The sequence below is a fragment of the Streptomyces sp. MK7 genome, from assembly GCF_032658145.1.
Classification (GTDB): Bacteria; Actinomycetota; Actinomycetes; order Streptomycetales; family Streptomycetaceae; genus Streptomyces; species Streptomyces spiralis.
The window spans coordinates 44386-64595 of the sequence record NZ_JAVACL010000040.1; the positions used below are offsets into that span (position 1 = coordinate 44386).

A 20210-nucleotide genomic window follows, 5' to 3' on the forward strand; every position below is an offset into this window, starting at 1 on the left:
CCGTTCGCAGGGGGACAGCGGTTCACAGAGCCATACCCGGCCGGCGGCAGCCGGAGATCACTGCTCGCGCGGCGGGACGGACAGCTGCGACGCGTCGCCCGCCGGTGAGCAGAAGGTCAGCTGCGCGCCGGGCGGGTGGTGCTCGACGCCGAATCGGCCGAGGGCTCCGGCGAGGGCAGCGGAGTCCGGGCCGCCCGGGTCACGTCCGCGACGAGTTCGACCACGTCCGGGCCGTACGCCTGGGGGTTCACCACTTTCAGCAGCAGGACGAAGGAGTTCCTGCCGTGCTTGCGGGCCAGCCGCTCGTGGTTGCGGGCGAGGTAGCGCGTGGCGGCCTGGTTGGTGATCGCGGTCTGACCGCAGAACAGGAACACCGGCCGGTTGCCGTGGCTGTCGCCGACGGTGAGCCGGGCGAGCAGCACGTACTCGGCTCGGCCGCCCTCCAGCCGATAGCGCTCGGAGCCGATCTGGAAGGCGCCGCGGTCCGGCCCCGGTTCGGCATCCACGTTCACCTGCACGCCGGGCAGCAGAGAGCCCAGGTGCGCGGCCGTACGGCGGTTGGAGGCCGGTCCGCCGACGCAGAACTCGGTGCGCTCACCGAAGCCCTGACGTGCCGTGTCGTGCGGCAGCACTTGGGCGTGGGCCCGGCACTCCTTGATCAGTGCGGCGAGTTCCAGCAGCGCGAACACGTCATGGCGCATCACCGCCAGCTCGGGTCCGGAGGCGTTCCGGTTCACCACCAGCAGCGACTCGGAGTTCTCCGGCAACCCGAAGAACGCCTGCTTGCGCCGCAGCTTCCGCTTCCAGAGGTAGGTGCGGGTCAGCCAGCCGAGCGCGGCACTGATGCCGGCCGCTATCACGCCCAGGACGATGTTGCGCACGTCGTCATTCATGGGCGCGCATGTTAGCGGGCGGACGCAAACCCGTGTTCGAAACCGGTTTCCGCGCTGACCTGACGTGACCATGGTGATGGATTAGGCTGCGTGAACGGCCCTTCCCAGGAGGTGCGGATGCGTCGCCCTGTCGCTCGGAAACTGGCTGTTCTCGCGGTCTCGGCCGCCGTGGTCTCGCTGGGGGCCGCAGCGCCGCCCACCGCGCACCCCGGCCACGCCGAGCCCGGACCGGCAGCGAGGCCCGGACCGGCCCCGAAGGTCCCCGTGGCCGTCGGCTACGGCGGCGCCGTCGCCAGCGTGGACCAGGACGCCTCGGCGGCCGGCATCGAGGTGCTGAAGAAGGGCGGCAACGCCGTCGACGCGGCCGTCGCCACCGCGGCCGCCCTCGGTGTCACCGAGCCGTACTCCGCGGGCGTCGGCGGGGGCGGCTACTTCGTCTACTACGACGCCCGCACCCGCACCGTCCACACCATCGACGGCCGCGAGACAGCGCCGCTGACCGCCGACTCCGATCTCTTCCTGGAGAACGGCAAGCCGCTCGCCTTCAGCGACGCCGTCAGCAGCGGCCTGAGCGTGGGAACGCCGGGAACCCCCGCCACCTGGCAGAAGGCGCTGGAGGAGTGGGGCAGCAGGCGGCTCGGCACGGTCCTGAAGCCCGCCGAGCGGCTGGCGCGAGACGGCTTCACCGTCGACGACACCTTCCGTTCGCAGACGGCCTCGAACGAGACCCGCTTCCGCTACTTCCCGGACACCGCGAAGCTGTTCCTGCCGGGTGGCCGGCTCCCGGTCGTCGGCTCCACCTTCAAGAACCCCGAACTCGCCCGCACCTACGAAGAGCTCGGCCGCAAGGGCATCGGCGCGATCTACCGCGGGGACATCGGCGACGACATCGTCGAGACCGTCAACCACCCGCCGGTCGACCCGGCTTCGGGCTGGAACGCCCGCCCGGGCAAGCTCGCCGAGAAGGACCTCGCGGCCTACCAGGCCAAGCTCCAGGCCCCCACCAGGGCGTCCTACCGCGGCCTGAACGTCTACTCCATCGCGCCTTCCTCCTCCGGCGGCACCACCGTGGGCGAGGCGCTGAACATTCTGGAGAACACGGACCTGTCCAAGGCGAGCGAGGTGCAGTACCTGCACCACTTCATCGAGGCGAGCCGGATCGCCTTCGCGGACCGCGGGCGCTGGGTCGGGGACCCCGCCTTCGAGGACGTACCCACCGCGGGACTCCTCTCCCAGCGGTTCGCCGACTCCCGCGCCTGCCTGATCAAGGACGACGCGGTCCTCACCAGCCCGCTCGCACCCGGCGACCCGCGCCACCCCGCGGCCTGCGGCACCGGGGGCACCGCGGCCCCGACGACGTACGAGGGCGAGAACACCACCCATCTGACGGTCGCCGACCGCTGGGGCAACGTCGTCTCCTACACCCTCACCATCGAGCAGACCGGCGGCAGCGGCATCACCGTGCCCGGCCGGGGCTTCCTGCTCAACAACGAGCTGACGGACTTCTCCTTCGCCCCGGCCAACCCGGCCGTGCACGACCCGAACCTGCCCGGCCCGGGCAAGCGGCCGCGCTCGTCGATGTCGCCGACGATCGTGCTGGACGCCCACAACCGGCCCGTGGTGGCGCTGGGTTCGCCCGGCGGCGCCACCATCATCACCACCGTGCTCCAGACCTTGACCGGGTTCCTCGACCGGCACCTCCCGCTGGTCGACGCGATCGCCGCACCCCGCGCCAGCCAGCGCAACGCGGCCCAGACCGAACTCGAACCCGGCCTCTACGACAGCGCGTTGCGGCAGCAGCTGGAGGCCATCGGGCACTCCTTCAAGCTCAATCCGGAGATCGGCGCGGCCACCGGCGTACAGCGCCTGCCGAACGGCAGGTGGCTGGCCGCGGCGGAGAAGGTACGGCGCGGCGGCGGCTCGGCGATGGTGGTGCACCCGGCGCCGTAGCCGATGGCGGGCGCACCCGGCGCCGTAGAACACCGCAAGGCCCTGACTCGGCACTCGGCAAGGCCGCGGGGCCCTCACTCGGCAGGGGCGGCCGTGGGCTCCCGGTCCTCGGTGCGGAACACCAGCCGGCCGTCCTCCACGTCCACCGTGACCCGGCTGCCCTCGCCGACCCGGCCGTCCAGCAGGAGACGCGACAGCTGGTTGTCGACCTCCTTCTGGATGGTGCGGCGCAGCGGCCGGGCACCGTACTCCGGCTGGTAGCCGTGCTGCGCCAGCCAGTCCACGGCCTGGTCGGTGAACCGGACGGCGACGCTCTGCGCGTGCATCAGCCGACGGGTCTGCTCCAGCATCAGGTCGGTGATCTGCCGCAGCTGTTCCGCGGTGAGCTGCCGGAAGACCACGATCTCGTCGACGCGGTTGAGGAACTCGGGCCGGAAGTGCTCCCGCAGCGGGCGCAGGATCCGCTCGCGCCGCGCCTCCTCGTCCGCGTCGGCGCCGCCCTGACCGAACCCGATACCGGCGCCGCCGCGCCGGGAAATGACCTCCGAGCCCAGATTGCTGGTCATCACGATGACGGTGTTGGTGAAGTCGACCGTGCGGCCCTGGGAGTCGGTCAGCCGCCCGTCGTCGAGCACCTGGAGCAGGATGTTGAACACGTCCGGGTGGGCCTTCTCCACCTCGTCGAGCAGCAGCAGCGAGTACGGGTGCCGGCGCACCACCTCGGTGAGCTGACCGGCCTCCTCGTGGCCCACGTACCCGGGCGGGGCGCCCACCAGCCGGCTGACGGTGTGCCGTTCCTGGTACTCGCTCATGTCCAGGCGGACCATGCGGTCCTCGCTGCCGAACAGCGCCTCGGCCAGGGCCCGGGCCAGCTCCGTCTTGCCGACGCCGGTGGGGCCGAGGAACATGAAACTGCCGATCGGCCGGTGCGGGCTCGCGAGCCCGGCACGGGAGCGCAGCACCGCCTCGGCGACCACGCCGACGGCCTCCTCCTGGCCGACCACCCGCCGGTGCAGATGCTCCTCCAGGCCGAGCAGCCGCTCCTTCTCCTCCTGGGTGAGGCTGCTGACCGGGATGCCGGTCTGCCGGGACACCACCTCGGCGATCGACTCGGCGGTGACCTCCAGCTGGCCCTCGTCCGCCTCCTCCTCCCCGCCGGTCTCGGAGATCCGCTGCTTCAGCTCGGCGATCCGGTCACGCAACTGCGTGGCCTGCTCGTACCGTTCGTCCGCGACCGCTTGGTCCTTGTCCAGGGTGAGCTGCTCGACCTCGCGCTCCATGGCCCGTACGTCCGTGCCCTTGGTCCGCGCCCGCAGCCGTACCCGGGCGCCGGCCTGGTCGATCAGGTCGATCGCCTTGTCCGGCAGCCGCCGGTCGGTCAGATACCGGTCGGACAGCTCCACGGCGGCCACCAGCGCCTCGTCGGTGTAGCGGACCTGGTGGTGCGCCTCGTAGCGGTCGCGCAGCCCGCGCAGGATCTCGATGGCGTCCGCCACGGACGGCTCGGGCACCAGGATCGGCTGGAACCGCCGGGCCAGCGCCGCGTCCTTCTCGATCCGCCGGTACTCCTCCAGCGTCGTCGCGCCCACGACGTGCAGCTCGCCGCGGGCCAGGGCGGGCTTGAGGATGTTGCTCGCGTCCATCGACCCGCCCTCGCCGCCCCCGCCGGCGCCGACCACCGTGTGCAGCTCGTCGATGAAGACGATCAGCCGCTCGGAGTTGGTCCGGATCTCGGTGACGATGTTGTTCAGCCGCTCCTCGAAGTCGCCCCGGTAGCGGGTGCCCGCGACCACGCCCGTCAGGTCCAGTGCCACCACCCGGCGGTTGATCAGGATGTCGGGCACGTCCCCGTCGGCGATCCGCTGCGCCAGCCCCTCCACGATGGCGGTCTTGCCGACGCCCGCGTCACCGATCAGCACGGGGTTGTTCTTGCCGCGCCGGGAGAGCACCTCGATGGTCTGCTCGATCTCCTGGTCCCGGCCGATCACCGGGTCGATACGTCCCTGACGGGCCAGGTCGGTGAGGTCCCGGCCGAACTTGTCGAGGGTGGGTGTCGCTGTGGTGCGCTGCCGCTCCGCCCTCGGCGGCGCGGTGGTGTCCGGAGCCTCGGGAGGCAGCCCGGAGGCGGCGAACCGGGCCTGGTTCAGGATGTGGCCGGCCGCCGAGTCGGGGTTCGCGGCGAGCGCGCTCAGCACGTGCTCCGGGCCGATGTACCCGGCACCGCTCGCCCGCGCCATGTCGTGCGCGTCCAGCAGGGCGCGCTTGACGGCCGGGGTGAGGGAGAGGGAGGTCGGCGGTGGGGGCTCGCCCCCGGGGCCCTGGCCCGCGGGGCCGTGGACGGGGCCCGAGCGCTCGTCGATCTGCGAGGCGATCGAGTCCGGGTCCGCGCCGGCCCGGCTGAGCAGGCTGCGGGTGGGCTCGGTGGAGAGCGCCGCCCGCAGCAGGTGCTCGGTGTCCAGGTCCCGGCTGCCGTGGTCGGCGGCGTACTGCGCCGCGCCCTTGACGAGCTCCCGGGCGGGCTGGCTGAGCAGCCTGCCGATGTCGACGTGCCGGGGACCGGGGCGTGGTCCGCCGCCGAAGAAGCGGGCGAAGAATTCGCCGAAGGGGTCGCCCTCCGGGCCGATGAAGCCGCTGGTCATCGTTTTCCGTTCCTTCGCTGACGTGGGGCTCCCGCCGGGTAACCGGGAAAAGTGGGGCTCATGCCACGATTGCATGTTCCGTTTCTTCGGGCATGTCGGGCGCCCACGAGCTCGGGGGTGGTCCCTTGCGCGGGTGCGGCTCCGTCGGGGCCGGTCGGGCCCACGCGGCGGCGGCCGCACATCGGCACGGCCCCGCGCTCCCAGGGCTCTCACCTCACCGTTGCGTGAGAATCCTCGGGCCGCTCTCCGTGATCGCCACCGTGTGCTCGACGTGGGCCGCCCTGGAGCCGTCGTTCGTGCGGAGGGTCCAGCCGTCGGGGGCCGCGTGGTAGCCGTCGGTGCCGCCGGCGATCAGCATGGGTTCGATGGCGAGGACCATGCCGTGGCGCAGCGGCAGGCCCCGGCCGGGGCGGCCCTCGTTGGGCACGGCGGGGTCCTCGTGCATGCGGCGGCCCACGCCGTGGCCGCCGAAGCCGTCCGGGATGCCGTAGCCCGCCGCACGGCACACCGAGCCGACGGCGTGGGCGATGTCGCCGATGCGGTTGCCGACCACGGCCGCCTCGATGCCCGCGGCCAGCGCCCGCTCGGCCGTCTCGATCAGCTTCAGGTCCGCGCGGCGCGGCCGGCCGACGACCATGCTGAGGGCCGAGTCCCCGACCCAGCCGCCCAGCTCGGCGCCGAAGTCCAGGGAGAGCAGGTCGCCGTCGCGCAGCCGGTACCGGGTGGGGATGCCGTGCACGATCGCGTCGTTGACGGAGGCGATCAGCACGGCGGGGAAGGGCGTCGGGGCGAAGGAGGGCAGGTAGCCGAGGAAGGGGGAGGTCGCGCCCGCCTCGCGCAGCACCTCACGTGCCAGTTCGTCGAGTTCCAGCAGGGAGACGCCCACGTCCGCGGCCCGGCTCACCGCGGTGAGCGCTCGCGCCACGACCTGGCCGGCCTCGTACATGGCGTCGATCGATGTGTCCGTCTTCAGTTCCACCATGCCAATTACTATACCGGTATTTGAATCCCGGTCTTCGCCGTAGAATGACGGCATGGTGCGCACCCCACTCACCCCCGAAGAGCGCGAACGCGGCGAGCGGCTCGGGCTGCTGCTGCGCGAGGCGCGCGGCGGCCGCAGCATGACGGAGATCGCGGCGAGCGCGGGCATCTCCGCGGAGACGCTGCGCAAGATCGAGACCGGCCGGGCCCCGACCCCGGCCTTCTTCACGGTGGCCGCGCTGGCCCGCGCCCTCGGGCTGTCGATGGACGAGCTGGTCGGGCGCTGTACACCGGTCGAGGTGTGACGGGCGGCCCCGCGCCGCCGGCACCCGCCGGCACTCACCCACAGGAGTTGCGAAACGCGATCGACTCAGCGGGTTCACGGCGATGGTCTTGGCAAGGCCGCCCAGGAGGCTTACGTTCGTGCCTCTAGGCTCGTTCTACGGGCGTAGAGGCTGGGAGTCCGTGTCACACCCCGGCCGGGCGCGGAGGTGACACAGGCTCTGACGTACGTCGAAGGAGCAGCTCATGGCCAACGTCGTCCGTGCGGCCCTGGTCCAGGCCACCTGGACCGGCGACACCGAGTCCATGGTCGCCAAGCACGAGCAGCACGCCCGTGAGGCGGCCCGCCGGGGCGCGAAGATCATCGGGTTCCAGGAAGTCTTCAACTCGCCGTACTTCTGCCAGGTCCAGGAGCCCGAGCACTACCGCTGGGCGGAGCCGGTCCCGGACGGCCCGACGGTGCGCCGGATGCGGGACCTCGCCCGCGAGACCGGCATGGTGATCGTCGTCCCCGTCTTCGAGGTCGAGCAGTCCGGCTTCTACTACAACACCGCCGCCGTGATCGACGCCGACGGCAGCTACCTCGGCAAGTACCGCAAGCACCACATCCCGCAGGTCAAGGGCTTCTGGGAGAAGTACTACTTCAAACCCGGCAACCTGGGCTGGCCCGTCTTCGACACCGCCGTCGGCAGGGTCGGCGTCTACATCTGCTACGACCGCCACTTCCCGGAGGGCTGGCGCCAGCTCGGCCTCAACGGCGCCCAGCTCGTCTACAACCCCTCCGCCACCCACCGCGGCCTGTCCTCCTACCTCTGGCGGCTGGAGCAGCCGGCGGCGGCCGTCGCCAACGAGTACTTCGTCGCCGCGATCAACCGCGTCGGCCAGGAGGAGTACGGCGACAACGACTTCTACGGAACGAGCTACTTCGTCGACCCGCGCGGTCAGTTCGTCGGGGACGTCGCCAGTGACTCCAAGGAGGAGCTCGTCGTCCGCGACCTCGACTTCGACCTCATCGAAGCGGTGCGGCAGCAGTGGGCCTTCTACCGCGACCGCCGTCCCGACGCCTACGAAGGGCTGGTCACACCGTGAACGACCTGTACGACCGTCACCGGGCCGTGCTGCCCGACTGGCTCGCCCTCTACTACGAGGACCCGCTGGAGATCACCCACGGCGAGGGCCGGTACGTGTGGGACGCCGAGGGCCGGCGCTACCTGGACTTCTTCGGCGGGATCCTGACCACGATGACCGCGCACGCGCTGCCCGAGGTCACCAAGGCGGTGAGCGAGCAGGCCGGCCGGATCATCCACTCCTCCACGCTCTACCTCAGCCGGCCCATGGTGGAGCTCGCCGAGCGCATCGCCCAGCTCAGCGGCATCCCGGACGCCCGGGTCTTCTTCACCACCTCAGGCACCGAGGCCAACGACACCGCGCTGCTGCTGGCGACGACCTACCGGCGCAGCAACACGATCCTGGCCATGCGCAACAGCTACCACGGCCGTTCGTTCAGCTCCATCGGCATCACCGGCAACCGCGGCTGGTCCCCGACCTCCCTGTCCCCGCTGCAGACGCTGTACGTCCACGGAGGCGTCCGCAGCCGCGGCCCGTTCGCCCACCTGGACGACGACGCCTTCGTCGCGGCCTGCGTGGAGGACCTCAAGGACCTCCTCGGCCACACCCGCGCGCCCGCCGCGCTGATCGCCGAACCCATCCAGGGCGTCGGCGGCTTCACCTCGCCCCCCGACGGGCTGTACGCCGCCTTCCGGGACGTGCTGCGGGAGCAGGGCATCCTGTGGATCGCCGACGAGGTGCAGACCGGCTGGGGCCGCACCGGCGAGCACTTCTGGGGCTGGCAGGCGCACGGGCGCAGCGGGCCGCCGGACATGCTCACCTTCGCCAAGGGCATCGGCAACGGCATGTCCATCGGCGGGGTCGTCGCCCGCGCCGAGATCATGAACTGCCTGGACGCCAACAGCATCTCCACCTTCGGCGGCACCCAGATCACCATGGCCGCGGGCCTCGCCAACCTCAACTACCTGGTGGAGCACGACCTTCAGGGCAACGCCCGGCGGGTCGGCGGCCTGCTCATCGAACGGCTGCGGGCCGTCGCGGCTGGCCTGCCCGGCGTACGGGAGGTGCGCGGGCGCGGACTGATGATCGGCGTGGAACTGGCCAGGCCCGGCACGGACGAGGCCGATCCGCGGGCGGCCGCCGCCGTGCTGGAGGCGGCCCGCGAGGGCGGGCTGCTCATCGGCAAGGGCGGCGGCCACAACACCAGCGCCCTGCGCATCGCCCCACCGCTGTCCCTGACCGTCGCGGAGGCCGAGGAGGGCGCCGCGATCCTGGAAGGCGCGCTGAGCGCCGCGTACTGAGGTACGCACGGGAAAGCGCCGAGCAAGGCGAGTGAGCCGACGGGGCGCGCCGGTGTCGAGGGGGATGGGAGTCCCCCCGCGCGAGCGGATTCGAGCGTGGGGGAGCGCGGAGGCCCGGAGGACCGAGCACGGTCGCACCCTCGACCCCGGCTGGCGCGCCCCGGAGGCGAACCGAGCCGCAAGCAGAGGTGAACCGAGCCGCAAACAGAGGGGAACGTCGCCATGACCACCGTCTCGGACCGGCCCCCGGCCCCGTCGAACTCCCCGGAACCGCCCCTGTCGGTCCGTCAGGTGCTCGCCCTGGAGCGGGTGCTCGCCGGGGAGCCCGAGGTGGTCGCCGGCGCGGGCCACCTCGACCGGCCCGTGCGCTGGGTGCACGTCGCCGAGGCGGCGGACGTCGGCGTGATGCTCAACGGCGGCGAGATGGTGCTGACCACCGGCGTGCTGCTCGCCGGCGACGAGGAGAAACAGGCCGAGTACATCCGCTCCCTGCACCGCGCGGAGGCCGCCGCCGTCGTCCTCGGCCTCGGACGGGCGTTCCCGCGGCCGCCGGACGTGATGCGGCGGGCCGCCGAGCGGTGCGGGCTGCCCCTGGTGGTCCTGCACCGCCCGTTCCCGTTCGCCGAGCTGACCGAGGAGGTCCAGTCCCGGCTGGTGCGGCGGAAGTTCGCCGCCGTCAGCCTGTCGGAGTCCGTCCGCACCACCCTGACCGCGCTGATCACCGCGGGCGCCCCGCTCCAGGCGCTGCTGGACGAGATCGCCCAGCACAGCGCCTGCCCCGTCGTCGTCACCAACCTCGCCCACCGCGTCCTCGCCACGGCGGGGGAGCGGTCGGCGGTGGACGACGTGCTGCGCGACTGGGAACGCATCGCCCGACAGGCATGGGGGCACCACCCAGGCCGTTCAGGCACTGGGGGAGGAAGCGAGGGCGACGGCTGGATCCGCGCCGAACTCGGCGGGCGCGGGGAGCGGTGGGGGCGGATCGTGCTGTGCGGGCACCGCGGGGACATCGCCACCGGACGGCTGCTGGCCGACCGCGCCGCCGAGGCCCTCGTGCTGCACCGGATGCTCGGCGGCGCCGCGGGCCGCACCTGGGAGGAGCAGTCCGCGCAGGGCCTGCTGACCGACCTGCTCAGCGGCGTCGTACCGGCCCGGCAGCTGCTGCCCCGGGCGCGCGCCGCCGGACTGCCCGTCAACCGGCGCACGTTCGTGCCCCTCGTGGTGCGGGACGGCGAGCCCGCCGAACTCGACCGGCTGCTGCGGCTGCTGGGGCTGCGCGGGCTGGTCGCCGAGATCGGCGGGCAGGGCGACGGCTCCACCGCGGTCCTGCTCAGCCTCGCCCGCGACCAGGACGCCGACGCCCTCACCGAGCGCTTCGCGGTCCGGCTGCGCACCGAGTCGCACCGGGCCGGCACGGTGGAGCCGCACCGGGCCGGCACGGTCGTCGCCGCCGCGGACGCCCGCACCGCCTGGGACGACGTGCCCGCCGGGCTGCGCGAGGCCCGGCACGTCGCCGACGCCGTGGCGGACTCCGCCCCCGCCTTCGACCTCCCGGCCGTCGTGCGGCTGAGGGACGTGCACCTGCGCGGCCTGGTCCGGCTGCTGCGGGACGACCCTCATGTGCAGTCCTTCGCCGAGCGGGAGCTGAACGGGCTGCTGTGCCGGGCCGACCGCGATCTGCTCGCCGTGCTGCGCACCTACCTCGCCACCGGCCGCAACAAGTCCCGCACCGCCCAGCTCCACCACGTCTCCCGGCCCGCGCTCTACCGCCGCCTGGAGGCCATACAGGCCCGCCTCGGGGTGGACCTCGACGACTTCGAACAGGCCGCCTCGGTGCACATAGCCCTCCTCGCGCACGACGCGCAACAGCAGTGAAACCCGTGACCACCTGGGGAAACGGCGGTGAAACATGGCACGGAGCCCGAGTGACACGGTGGCACGCCGCACCCCCGCGGACGTGACACGGTGCACCTCAAAGCGGACCGGCCGGCTTCCTACGCTCTGCGGACACCGCACACCCCGCACACCGAACGAGCGGAGGTCCCGATGAGCCGTGTGATCCGTGCCGCCCTCTTCCAGACCGCCTGGACCGGCGACAAGGAATCCATGATCCAGGTCCATGAGCAGGCCGCCCGCGACGCCGCCGCGCAGGGCGCCCAGGTCCTGTGCTTCCAGGAGCTGTTCTACGGCCCGTACTTCTGCCAGGTGCAGGACCCGGCCTTCTACGAGTACGCCGAGCAGATCCCCGAGGGGCCGATCGTCCGGCGCTTCCAGGCGCTCGCGAAGGAACTGGGCATCGTCCTCGTCCTGCCGATGTACGAGGAGGAACAGCCCGGCGTCCTCTACAACACCGCGGCCGTGATCGACGCCGACGGCTCCTACCTCGGCAAGTACCGCAAGACCCACATCCCCCAGGTCCGCGGCTTCTGGGAGAAGTTCTACTTCCGCCCCGGCAACAGCGGCTGGCCCGTCTTCGACACCAAGGTGGGCAAGGTCGGCGTCTACATCTGCTACGACCGGCACTTCCCGGAGGGCTGGCGCGCACTGGGCCTGGCCGGCGCCGAGATCGTCTTCAACCCCTCGGCCACCTCACGCGGCCTGTCCGGCTATCTGTGGCAGCTGGAGCAGCCGGCGGCGGCCGTCGCCAACGAGTACTTCGTGGGCGCGATCAACCGGGTCGGCGTCGAGGAGTACGGGGACAACGACTTCTACGGCACCTCCTACTTCGTGGACCCCGAGGCCCAGTTCGTCGGCGAGGTGGCGAGCGACAAGGAGACCGAACTCGTCGTCCGCGACCTGGACCTGGCCAAGCTGCGCGAGGTCCGCGACCGCTGGCAGTTCTACCGCGACCGCGCGCCGGGGGCCTACACGCCGCTGACCGCCCCGTGACCGCAACCGTCCACCTGGCAGGAGAGGGAGCATGAGCAGCCGTACCGTCATCCGCGGCGGCCTCGTCATCACCGCCGCAGACGAGATCCACGCCGACGTCCTGATCGAGGACGGCCGTATCGCCGCCCTCGCGGCCTCCGGCACCCCGGCCGCCGAGGCGTTCACCGCCGAACGGGCCATCGACGCGACCGGCAAGTACGTGATCCCGGGCGGGGTCGACGGCCACACCCACATGGAGATGCCGTTCGGCGGCACCTACGCCTCCGACACCTTCGAGACCGGCACCCGGGCCGCCGCCTGGGGCGGCACCACCACCATCGTCGACTTCGCGATCCAGAGCGTCGGCGGCTCCCTGCGCGAGGGCCTGGACGCCTGGCACGCCAAGGCCGAGGGGCACTGCTCCATCGACTACGGCTTCCACATGATCGTCTCCGATGTGAACGAGGAGACGCTGAAGGAGATGGACCTGCTGGTGGAGGAGGGTGTCACCTCCTTCAAGCAGTTCATGGCCTACCCGGGGGTCTTCTACAGCGACGACGGCCAGATCCTGCGGGCCATGCAGCGCGCCGCCGACAACGGCGGGCTGATCATGATGCACGCCGAGAACGGCATCGCCATCGACGTCCTGGTGGAGCAGGCCCTCGCCCGCGGCGAGACCGATCCGCGCTACCACGGCGAGGTCCGCAAGGCCCTGCTGGAGGCCGAGGCCACCCACCGCGCGATCCGCCTGGCACAGGTCGCGGGCGCCCCCCTGTACGTCGTGCACGTCTCGGCGCGCGAGGCGGTCGCCGAGCTGGCCAGGGCCCGCGACGAGGGACTGCCGGTGTTCGGCGAGACCTGCCCGCAGTACCTGTTCCTGTCCACCGACAACCTCGCCGAGCCCGGCTTCGAGGGCGCGAAGTACGTGTGCTCGACACCCCTGCGCCCCAAGGACCACCAGGCGGCGCTGTGGAAGGGGCTGCGCACCAACGACCTCCAGGTGGTCTCCACCGACCACTGCCCGTTCTGCTTCAGCGGCCAGAAGGAGCTGGGCCGGGGCGACTTCTCCAAGATCCCCAACGGTATGCCGGGCGTGGAGAACCGTATGGACCTCCTCCACCAGGCCGTCGTCGACGGGCACATCTCGCGCCGTCGCTGGATCGAGATCGCCTGCGCCACCCCGGCCCGGATGTTCGGCATGTACCCCACGAAGGGCACCATCGCCCCCGGCGCCGACGCCGACGTCGTCATCTACGACCCGCACGCCGAGCAGGTCCTCTCCGCCGAGACCCACCACATGAACGTCGACTACTCGGCCTACGAGGGCCGGCGCGTCACCGGCCGGGTGGAGACCGTGCTCTCCCGCGGCGAGCCCGTGATCACCGGACGGGAGTACACGGGACGTCCCGGCCACGGCGTCTACACGCCTCGCTCCACCTGTCAGTACCTCAACTAGGAAGAGAGCCAAGGACGCCATGGACTTCGGACTCGTCCTGCAGACCGACCCGCCGGCCTCCCGCGTCGTCAGCCTGATGCAGCGGGCCGAGCGCAACGGCTTCCGCTACGGCTGGACCTTCGACTCCGCCGTGCTCTGGCAGGAGCCGTTCGTCATCTACAGCCAGATCCTCGCGAACACCGGGAAGCTGACGGTCGGCCCGATGGTCACCAACCCGGGCACCCGCACCTGGGAGGTGACCGCCTCCACCTTCGCCACTCTCAACGACATGTTCGGCAACCGCACGGTCTGCGGCATCGGCCGCGGCGACTCCGCGATGCGCGTCGCGGGCCGCAAACCCAACACGCTGGCCCGGATCAGTGAGGCCATGAAGGTCATCCGGGCCCTGGCCCGGGGAGAGGAGGCCGACCTCGGCGGCGGCACGGTGATCAGGTTCCCCTGGATCAAGCCGGGCGCCGAACTCCCCGTCTGGATGGCCGCGTACGGCCCCAAGGCGCTGAAGATGACCGGCGAGGAGGCGGACGGGTTCATCCTCCAGCTCGCCGACCTCTATCTGACCGAGTACATGGTCAAGGCGGTCAAGGACGCGGCGGCAGCGGCCGGACGCGACCCGGCTCAGGTGACGATCTGCGTCGCCGCCCCCGCCTATGTCACCGCCGACGACTCGCCCGAAGCTCTCGCCCACGCCCGGGAGCAGTGCCGCTGGTTCGGCGGCATGGTCGGCAACCACGTCGCCGACCTGGTCGCCCGCTACGGCGAGCACTCCGCCGCCGTCCCCGACGAACTCACCGACTACATCAAGTCCCGCCAGGGCTACGACTACGCCCACCACGGGCGCAGCGGCAACCCGGACACGGCCTTCGTGCCCGACGAGATCGTCGACCGGTTCTGCCTGATCGGACCGGTCGGGAAGCACATCGAGAAGCTGAACGCGCTGCGCGAACTGGGCGTCGACCAGTTCGCCGTGTACGACATGCACGACGCGCAGGAAGCCGTGATCGACGCGTACGGCCGCGAGGTCATTCCCGTCGTCAACTCCAGATAACCGGTCGCCATCCGATTGGGCTGCCCATGACCGACACCGCTCCCTGGGGCATATCGCCGTCCGCCCAGGTGACCCTCGCCGACGGGCGGGTGGAGATCGCCCCCGGCACTCCACCGCCCAGCGGCCCCTACGCCAACGCGGACCTGCTGCCGGTCCCCGTGGCCGGGCGCACCTGGACCACGTACAACTTCTCCGCGCTGTGGGTCGGCATGGCCCACAACACGGCCTCCTGGACCCTTGCCTCCGGTCTGATCGCCGTCGGCATGGACTGGAAGCAGGCGGTGTTCACCATCGCCCTGGCCAATGTGATCGTGCTCGTCCCGATGCTGCTCACCGGGCACGCGGGACCCAAGTACGGCATTCCCTTCCCGGTCTTCGCCCGTGCCTCCTTCGGGGTGCGCGGCGCCAACCTGCCCGCCGTGGTACGGGCGTTGGTGGCCTGCGGCTGGTTCGGCATCCAGACCTGGATCGGCGGCGAGGCGATCTACTTCCTGGCCGGGAAGCTCATCGGCGACAGCTGGTCGAAGGCCGCCGAGTTCGGCGGCCACGCCTGGACGATGTGGCTGTCGTTCGCGATCTTCTGGGTGATCCAGGTGGCCGTGATCTACCGGGGCATGGAGACGATCCGCCGGTTCGAGAACTGGGCGGCGCCGTTCGTGCTCGTCGGCGCGTTCGTGATGCTGTGGTGGATGAGCAGCAAGGCCGGCGGCTTCGGCCCGCTGTTCGACCAGCCGTCGAAACTGGGCTGGGGAGCGGACTTCTGGAAGCTGTTCGCGCCCTCCCTGATGGGCATGATCGGCTTCTGGTCGACGCTGTCGCTGAACATCCCCGACTTCACCCGCTACGGAAAGAGCCAGAAGGCGCAGACCCGGGGCCAGGCGCTCGGCCTGCCCACCACCATGACCCTGTTCGCCTTCCTGTCGGTGCTGGTCACCTCCGGCTCGCAGGCCGTCTACGGCGAACCGGTCTGGGACCCGGTGCAGTTGGCGGCCAAGACGGACAACGTGGTCGGCCTGCTCTACGCCCTGGTCACCGTGCTGGTGGCCACCCTGTCGGTGAACATCGCCGCCAACCTGGTCTCGCCGGCGTTCGACTTCTCCAACATCGCGCCCCGCAAGGTCAGTTTCCGCGCCGGAGCCCTCGTCACCGCCGTGCTCGCCGTGGTGATCTGCCCGTGGAAGCTCTACGCCGACCCGCAGGGCTACATCTTCACCTGGCTGGGCCTGGTCGGCGGGCTGCTCGGCACGGTCGCGGGCATCCTCGTCGCCGACTACTGGGTGCTGCGCCGCAGCCGGCTCGACCTCGTCGACCTGTACCGCAGGGGCGGGCGCTACTGGTACGCGGCCGGCTGGAACTGGCGGGCGGTCGTGGCGTTCGTGGCGGGCGGCGTGCTCGCCATCGGCGGCGCGGACTTCCATCCGCTCGTCGACGGCCGTCCGATCCCGGCGCTGAAGCCGCTCGCCGACTACGGCTGGGCGGTGGGCCTCGGCACGTCGATGGTGCTGTACCTGCTGCTCATGCTGATGCGCCCGCCCACCCGGGAGAGGACCGTCGCCTGACGGGCGCACCCGAGACCCGAGGCGGGCAAGGGCGGTCGGGAGGGCGGCCCGAAGGGCGGTCAGTTCCCCTGGCCGCCCTTCAGCGCGGACACCGCTTCCCGGGCGGCCTTGATGGCCCCCTTGTTGATCTCGTCCGTGCCCGGCGCCTTCTTCGTCTCGAAGTCGCTGCCGTTGTAGGTGACGGTCACCAGCGCGTTGGAGGCCCGCACCATCACCACGCCCTCACGGGTCTGCTGCTTGTCCTGAGTGGTGAGGTTGACGACGGAGTAGGCGGCGTCACCGAGGTCGGGCACCGCCCCGCCGCCGCTCTTCTCCGCGGTGCGCTGCTCGTACGACTTCTGTGCCGCCGCGTCCGACCGCGTGATCTCGAAGGACACGTCGAGCCAGCGGTAGTCGTATCCCTTCAGCGCGTTCCAGGAGCAGGTGCGGCGCACCTTGGTGTCCGTCGACGGGATCTCCTTGCCCGCCGTCTTCGCACCCGGCACCAGCGAGGTGATCGTCTTGGTGGCGATGGCGGTGCACGGCGCCGGAGCGGACGCGTACGCCTTGGACTCGGCGGCCGACGAGGGCGCCGTGGCCGAGCCGGACGAGGAGGAGGACGTGGACGAGGAGGAGGACCCGGCGTCGGTGGTGTGGGTGTCCTGCCCGGCGTCCCGGTGCCCGTCGGCGGACGACGCCGCGAACGGCCCGGACGTCAGTGCCCAGCCCGCACAGGCCAGGACGACGACCGGGGTCAGCCGCGCGGTGAGCGCGAGCGGCAGGGGGAGATCACGCACGGCGCACTTCTCGTGTGGGGGACGATGCGGAGGCCGTCCACAGTATGGACGGTACGACAGTGTCACACGAGTCCTTGTGGGGCGGAAGTGCGAACTCGCTGCGTGCACGGGCGGTGACGGAGCCGGGACACCGGGGCACGCGTGGGGTGTCGGTGCGTCAGGGCACCCGGGCGCGCGTGGGGTGTCCGTGCCTCAGGGCACCCGTGCCGTCCATTGCGGTGTGGTGAACTTCGTCCGGGCCAACTGCTCGGCGCGGGCCAGCTCCTCGTCGGTGACCTTGCCCTCCGACAGTCCGTAGCGGCTGTCGAAGGACTCGATCATCCGCTCGATGACGGCCTCGCGCGCGAGGCCGGTCTGCCGGCGCAGCGGGTCCACCCGCTTCTTCGCGCTCTTGGTGCCCTTGTCGGACAGCTTCTCCCGGCCGATCCTCAGCACCTCGAGCATCTTGTCGGCGTCGATGTCGTAGGACATGGTCACGTGGTGCAGCACCGCGCCGGGGCCGCCATCGGGGCCCACGACCCGCTTCTGCGCGGCGCCGGCGATCTTGCCCTGGTCGGTGGCGATGTCGTTCAGCGGCTGGTACCAGGCGCGGATCCCCATGTCGCCGAGCGCGCCGAGCACCCAGTCGTCGAGATAGGCGTAGCTGTCCTGGAAGGACAGCCCCTGCACCAGCGCCTCGGGCACCGACAGCGAGTACGTGATCGTGTTGCCCGGCTCGACGAACATCGCGCCGCCGCCGGAGATCCGGCGTACCACCTCGACGCCGTGCCGGGCGGCGCCCTCGGCGTCCACCTCGTTGCGCAGCGACTGGAAGCTGCCGATGATCACCGCGGGGGCGGCCCACTCCCACACGCGCAGCGTCGGAGACCGCCTGCCCGCGGCGACCTCGGCCGTCAGCACCTCGTCCAGCGCCATGTGCAGCGCGGGGGACTGGGCGCCGTCGTGGATCAGCTGCCAGTCGTAGTCCGTCCAGTCGGTGGCGTGCGCCAGCGCGCGCCGCACCGCGACGCCGACGCCTTCCGAGGTCAGCCCGTACATCACCGTGCCCGGCGGCAGCGCGGCGTCGATCCGGGCGGCCAGACCCGCCGCGTCCGTGTCCGCCGGGGCACCCTCCAGCGCGCCGTTCACGGCGTCCAGCGCCTCGTCCGGCTCCAGGAAGAAGTCGCCCGCCACCCGCACCTGCCGCAGCACCCCGCCATCGGCCTCCACGTCCACGACGACGAGCTTCCCGCCCGGCACCTTGTACTCACCGTGCACTGTCCGGACCTCCGTTCCTGCCGCACGAGATCAACGCCGGGGGCGGCCGGGGTGTTCCCGCGGGCGTTCCCGCCCGGTCGGCGCGGAGCGCCCGGTCAGGGCGGGGCCGACCGCGAGCGGTCCCGGCGCGAGCGGTCCCGGCGCGAGCGGTCCCGGCGCGAGCGGTCCCGTGCCCGCCGGGTGCCGTGGGTGCGGCGGGCCTCGGCCAGCAGGGGCAGCAGGGAGAGGACGACGACCAGGGCGACCAGCGGCAGCAGGTAGTCCTCGACATGGGGGACGGAGGAGCCGAGGGTGTACCCGGCCAGGACCAGGCTCTGCGACCAGAGCAGGCCGCCGACCACCTGCCACACGGTGAAGGTGCGCGTGGGCACGCCGAGCGCGCCGGCCGCCGGGTGCAGCACCGTCCGCAGCATCGGCACGAAGCGGCCGATGACCAGGGCCTTTCCGTGGCCGTAGCGGGCCAGGAGCCGCTCCGCCCGTGCCGCCGCCTGCCGCAGCCGCCGGCTGGAGGAACGGGCCAGCAGCGCCCGCCCGCCGTGCCGACCGATCAGGAACCCGACCTGCCCTCCCGCCACGGCGCCGACGGCGGCGCACAGCAGCACCTGCCACAGCTGGAGACGGGGCACCTGCTGGGCGCTGCCCGCGCACAGCACACCGGCCGGGAACAGCAGCGTGTCCCCGGGCAGGAAGAAGCCGACCACCAGCAGACCCGACTCCGCGAAGATCACCACGAGCACCCCGAGGGCTCCGAAGGCGGCCAGCACCGAGGCGCTGTCCGTCGGATCGACGGCGATCACCTCCATCGCCTCCCTGCCGTCCGCCTCATCGCGTCATCGCGTTCCGGTCCCTCCCGTCGCGCCCCGCCTCCCTCCAGCATCCCGTGGCGGCGGCACAGCCGCCTGTTCCCCGCCGGGCCCGCTCAACACGGGGGTGAAATCCTTTTCACCAGCAGGGTAGGGTGGGAAGCCGGACCCGGTGAAAGGATGCGGACACAGGTGGTGACGATCCATGACGTGGCGCGAGCCGCCGGAGTATCCCCGGCGACCGTCTCGCGTGTGTTCAACGGCGGCAGGGTCACACCGGAACGCGCCCAGTCCGTGCAACAGGCCGCCGCGGAGCTCGGGTTCGCGCCCAACCGGCTGGCGCGAAGCCTGCGCAAGCAGCGCTCCAGCGTGATCGCCCTGATCATCCCGGACATCGAGAACCCGTTCTTCACCTCGCTCGCCCGCGGTGTCGAGGACGCCGCGCAGCGCACCAGTCTCTCGGTGGTGCTGTGCAACTCCGACGAGGACACCGACAAGGAGCGGCGCTACCTGGAGGTCGCGCTCGGTGAGCAGATGGCGGGCGTGATCGTGGCGGCGGCCTCCCAGGACGACACCGACCTGGGGCCGCTCATCGCCCGGGGCGTGCCCGTGGTCGCCGTCGACCGGCGGCCGCACGACGCCGAGGTGGACGCGGTCAGGGCCGACGACCAGCACGGCGGCGAGGTGGCCACCCGCCATCTGCTCCAGGCCGGCTACCGCAGGATCGCCTGTATCACCGGACCCGAGGGCGCCTCCACCTCCGAGGAGCGCCTGGCCGGCTACCGCGCGGCGCTGCAAGCGGCCCGGGGCGGGGGAATCGCGGCCGACGACGCCTACGTACGGCACGCCGACTTCCGCGTCGAGGGCGGCCGGGCTGCGATGCGCGAGCTGCTGGCCCTGCCCGAGCCGCCGGACGCGGTGTTCGTCACCAACAACCTCATGACCATCGGTGCCATCGACGCCCTGGGCGAGGCCGGCCGCACCCCGCCCGGCGTCGGCGTGCTCTCCTTCGGCGACGTCCCCTGGGCGTCGCTGGTGCGGCCGTCGCTGACGGCGGTGGAGCTGCCGTCGTACGAGCTCGGGCGTGCCGCCGCCGATCTGCTGCTGCAGCGCATGGAGGGCAGTGCGGCACCGCTGCAGACCGTGGTGCTGCGGACCAGGCTCCAGATCCGGGAGAGCACCGCCGGGCCGGTCGCCCCGGACTGACGGTGGCCCCGGACTGACGGACGCGGCGACCGCCGAAAGGGGCGGGGGGGGGGGGGGGGGGGGGGGGGGGGGGGGGCGCGCGGGGCGGGGGGGGGCCCCGCCGCCGCCGCCCGCGCCCGCCCCCCC

Annotated in this window: 16 protein-coding genes; 10 read left to right on the forward strand and 6 right to left on the reverse strand. The window is 72.0% G+C overall.

Features of this window, described 5'->3' with window-relative positions:
- Positions 1–116: 116 nt before the first annotated feature.
- Entirely contained in the window at positions 117–893 is a 777-nt protein-coding gene (locus R2S09_RS31595; protein ID WP_306187966.1) for a hypothetical protein, read from the reverse strand.
- Between the two features lie 117 nt (positions 894–1010).
- On the opposite strand from R2S09_RS31595, the gene ggt reads away from it, so the two are divergent.
- Positions 1011–2843, forward strand: coding sequence for a gamma-glutamyltransferase (gene ggt, locus R2S09_RS31600; protein ID WP_316744697.1), 1833 nt, complete (start codon positions 1011–1013; stop codon positions 2841–2843).
- 74 nt (positions 2844–2917) lie between these two features.
- Here ggt and R2S09_RS31605 read toward each other — a convergent pair whose 3' ends face one another.
- On the reverse strand, positions 2918–5482 hold the full coding sequence (locus tag R2S09_RS31605; RefSeq protein ID WP_316744698.1) for an ATP-dependent Clp protease ATP-binding subunit: 2565 nt from the start codon (positions 5480–5482) through the stop codon (positions 2918–2920).
- Positions 5483–5696: 214 nt separating this feature from the next.
- Positions 5697–6464: a type I methionyl aminopeptidase gene (map, locus tag R2S09_RS31610; protein ID WP_316744699.1), complete on the reverse strand. Its 768-nt coding sequence runs from the start codon at positions 6462–6464 to the stop codon at positions 5697–5699.
- Between the two features lie 52 nt (positions 6465–6516).
- Between map and R2S09_RS31615 the strand changes: the two genes are divergently transcribed.
- The 8 genes from R2S09_RS31615 to R2S09_RS31650 all read left to right on the forward strand — a co-directional run bounded on the left by R2S09_RS31615 (position 6517) and on the right by R2S09_RS31650 (position 16042).
- The gene (locus R2S09_RS31615; protein ID WP_316744700.1) at positions 6517–6768 is read left to right on the forward strand and encodes a helix-turn-helix transcriptional regulator; all 252 of its coding nucleotides are present in this window, start codon (positions 6517–6519) and stop codon (positions 6766–6768) included.
- 223 nt (positions 6769–6991) lie between these two features.
- Positions 6992–7834: a nitrilase-related carbon-nitrogen hydrolase gene (locus R2S09_RS31620; protein ID WP_316744702.1), complete on the forward strand. Its 843-nt coding sequence runs from the start codon at positions 6992–6994 to the stop codon at positions 7832–7834.
- The gene (locus R2S09_RS31625) at positions 7831–9114 is read left to right on the forward strand and encodes an aspartate aminotransferase family protein (RefSeq protein WP_316744703.1); all 1284 of its coding nucleotides are present in this window, start codon (positions 7831–7833) and stop codon (positions 9112–9114) included. Before R2S09_RS31620 ends, R2S09_RS31625 begins: the two co-directional genes overlap by 4 nt.
- Positions 9115–9336: 222 nt before the next feature.
- Entirely contained in the window at positions 9337–10989 is a 1653-nt protein-coding gene (locus tag R2S09_RS31630) for a PucR family transcriptional regulator (protein WP_316744704.1), read from the forward strand.
- A 171-nt stretch (positions 10990–11160) separates the two neighbouring features.
- Positions 11161–12003, forward strand: a complete 843-nt coding sequence (locus tag R2S09_RS31635) for a nitrilase-related carbon-nitrogen hydrolase (protein ID WP_189899866.1) — start codon at positions 11161–11163, stop codon at positions 12001–12003.
- 31 nt (positions 12004–12034) lie between these two features.
- A complete protein-coding gene (gene hydA / locus R2S09_RS31640) occupies positions 12035–13438 on the forward strand; it encodes a dihydropyrimidinase (RefSeq protein WP_306187953.1) in 1404 nt (467 codons plus the stop codon).
- Between the two features lie 19 nt (positions 13439–13457).
- Positions 13458–14483, forward strand: coding sequence for a TIGR03842 family LLM class F420-dependent oxidoreductase (locus R2S09_RS31645; protein WP_306187951.1), 1026 nt, complete (start codon positions 13458–13460; stop codon positions 14481–14483).
- A gap of 26 nt (positions 14484–14509) precedes the next feature.
- The gene (locus R2S09_RS31650) at positions 14510–16042 is read left to right on the forward strand and encodes an NCS1 family nucleobase:cation symporter-1 (RefSeq protein WP_306187948.1); all 1533 of its coding nucleotides are present in this window, start codon (positions 14510–14512) and stop codon (positions 16040–16042) included.
- Positions 16043–16101: 59 nt separating this feature from the next.
- On the opposite strand, the gene R2S09_RS31655 is transcribed toward R2S09_RS31650, so the two are convergent.
- From R2S09_RS31655 to R2S09_RS31665, 3 genes are all read right to left on the reverse strand, one after another.
- A complete protein-coding gene (locus R2S09_RS31655; protein ID WP_306187947.1) occupies positions 16102–16818 on the reverse strand; it encodes a hypothetical protein in 717 nt (238 codons plus the stop codon).
- Between the two features lie 192 nt (positions 16819–17010).
- A complete protein-coding gene (locus R2S09_RS31660; protein ID WP_306187945.1) occupies positions 17011–18075 on the reverse strand; it encodes a biotin/lipoate A/B protein ligase family protein in 1065 nt (354 codons plus the stop codon).
- A 95-nt stretch (positions 18076–18170) separates the two neighbouring features.
- A complete protein-coding gene (locus tag R2S09_RS31665) occupies positions 18171–18878 on the reverse strand; it encodes a DedA family protein (protein WP_399145108.1) in 708 nt (235 codons plus the stop codon).
- 192 nt (positions 18879–19070) lie between these two features.
- Here R2S09_RS31665 and R2S09_RS31670 point away from each other — a divergent pair, with 192 nt between their 5' ends.
- Positions 19071–20084 carry a LacI family DNA-binding transcriptional regulator gene (locus R2S09_RS31670; RefSeq protein ID WP_316744708.1) on the forward strand — a complete coding sequence of 338 codons (1014 nt, stop codon included), beginning with the start codon at positions 19071–19073 and terminating at the stop codon, positions 20082–20084.
- Positions 20085–20210: the final 126 nt, after the last annotated feature.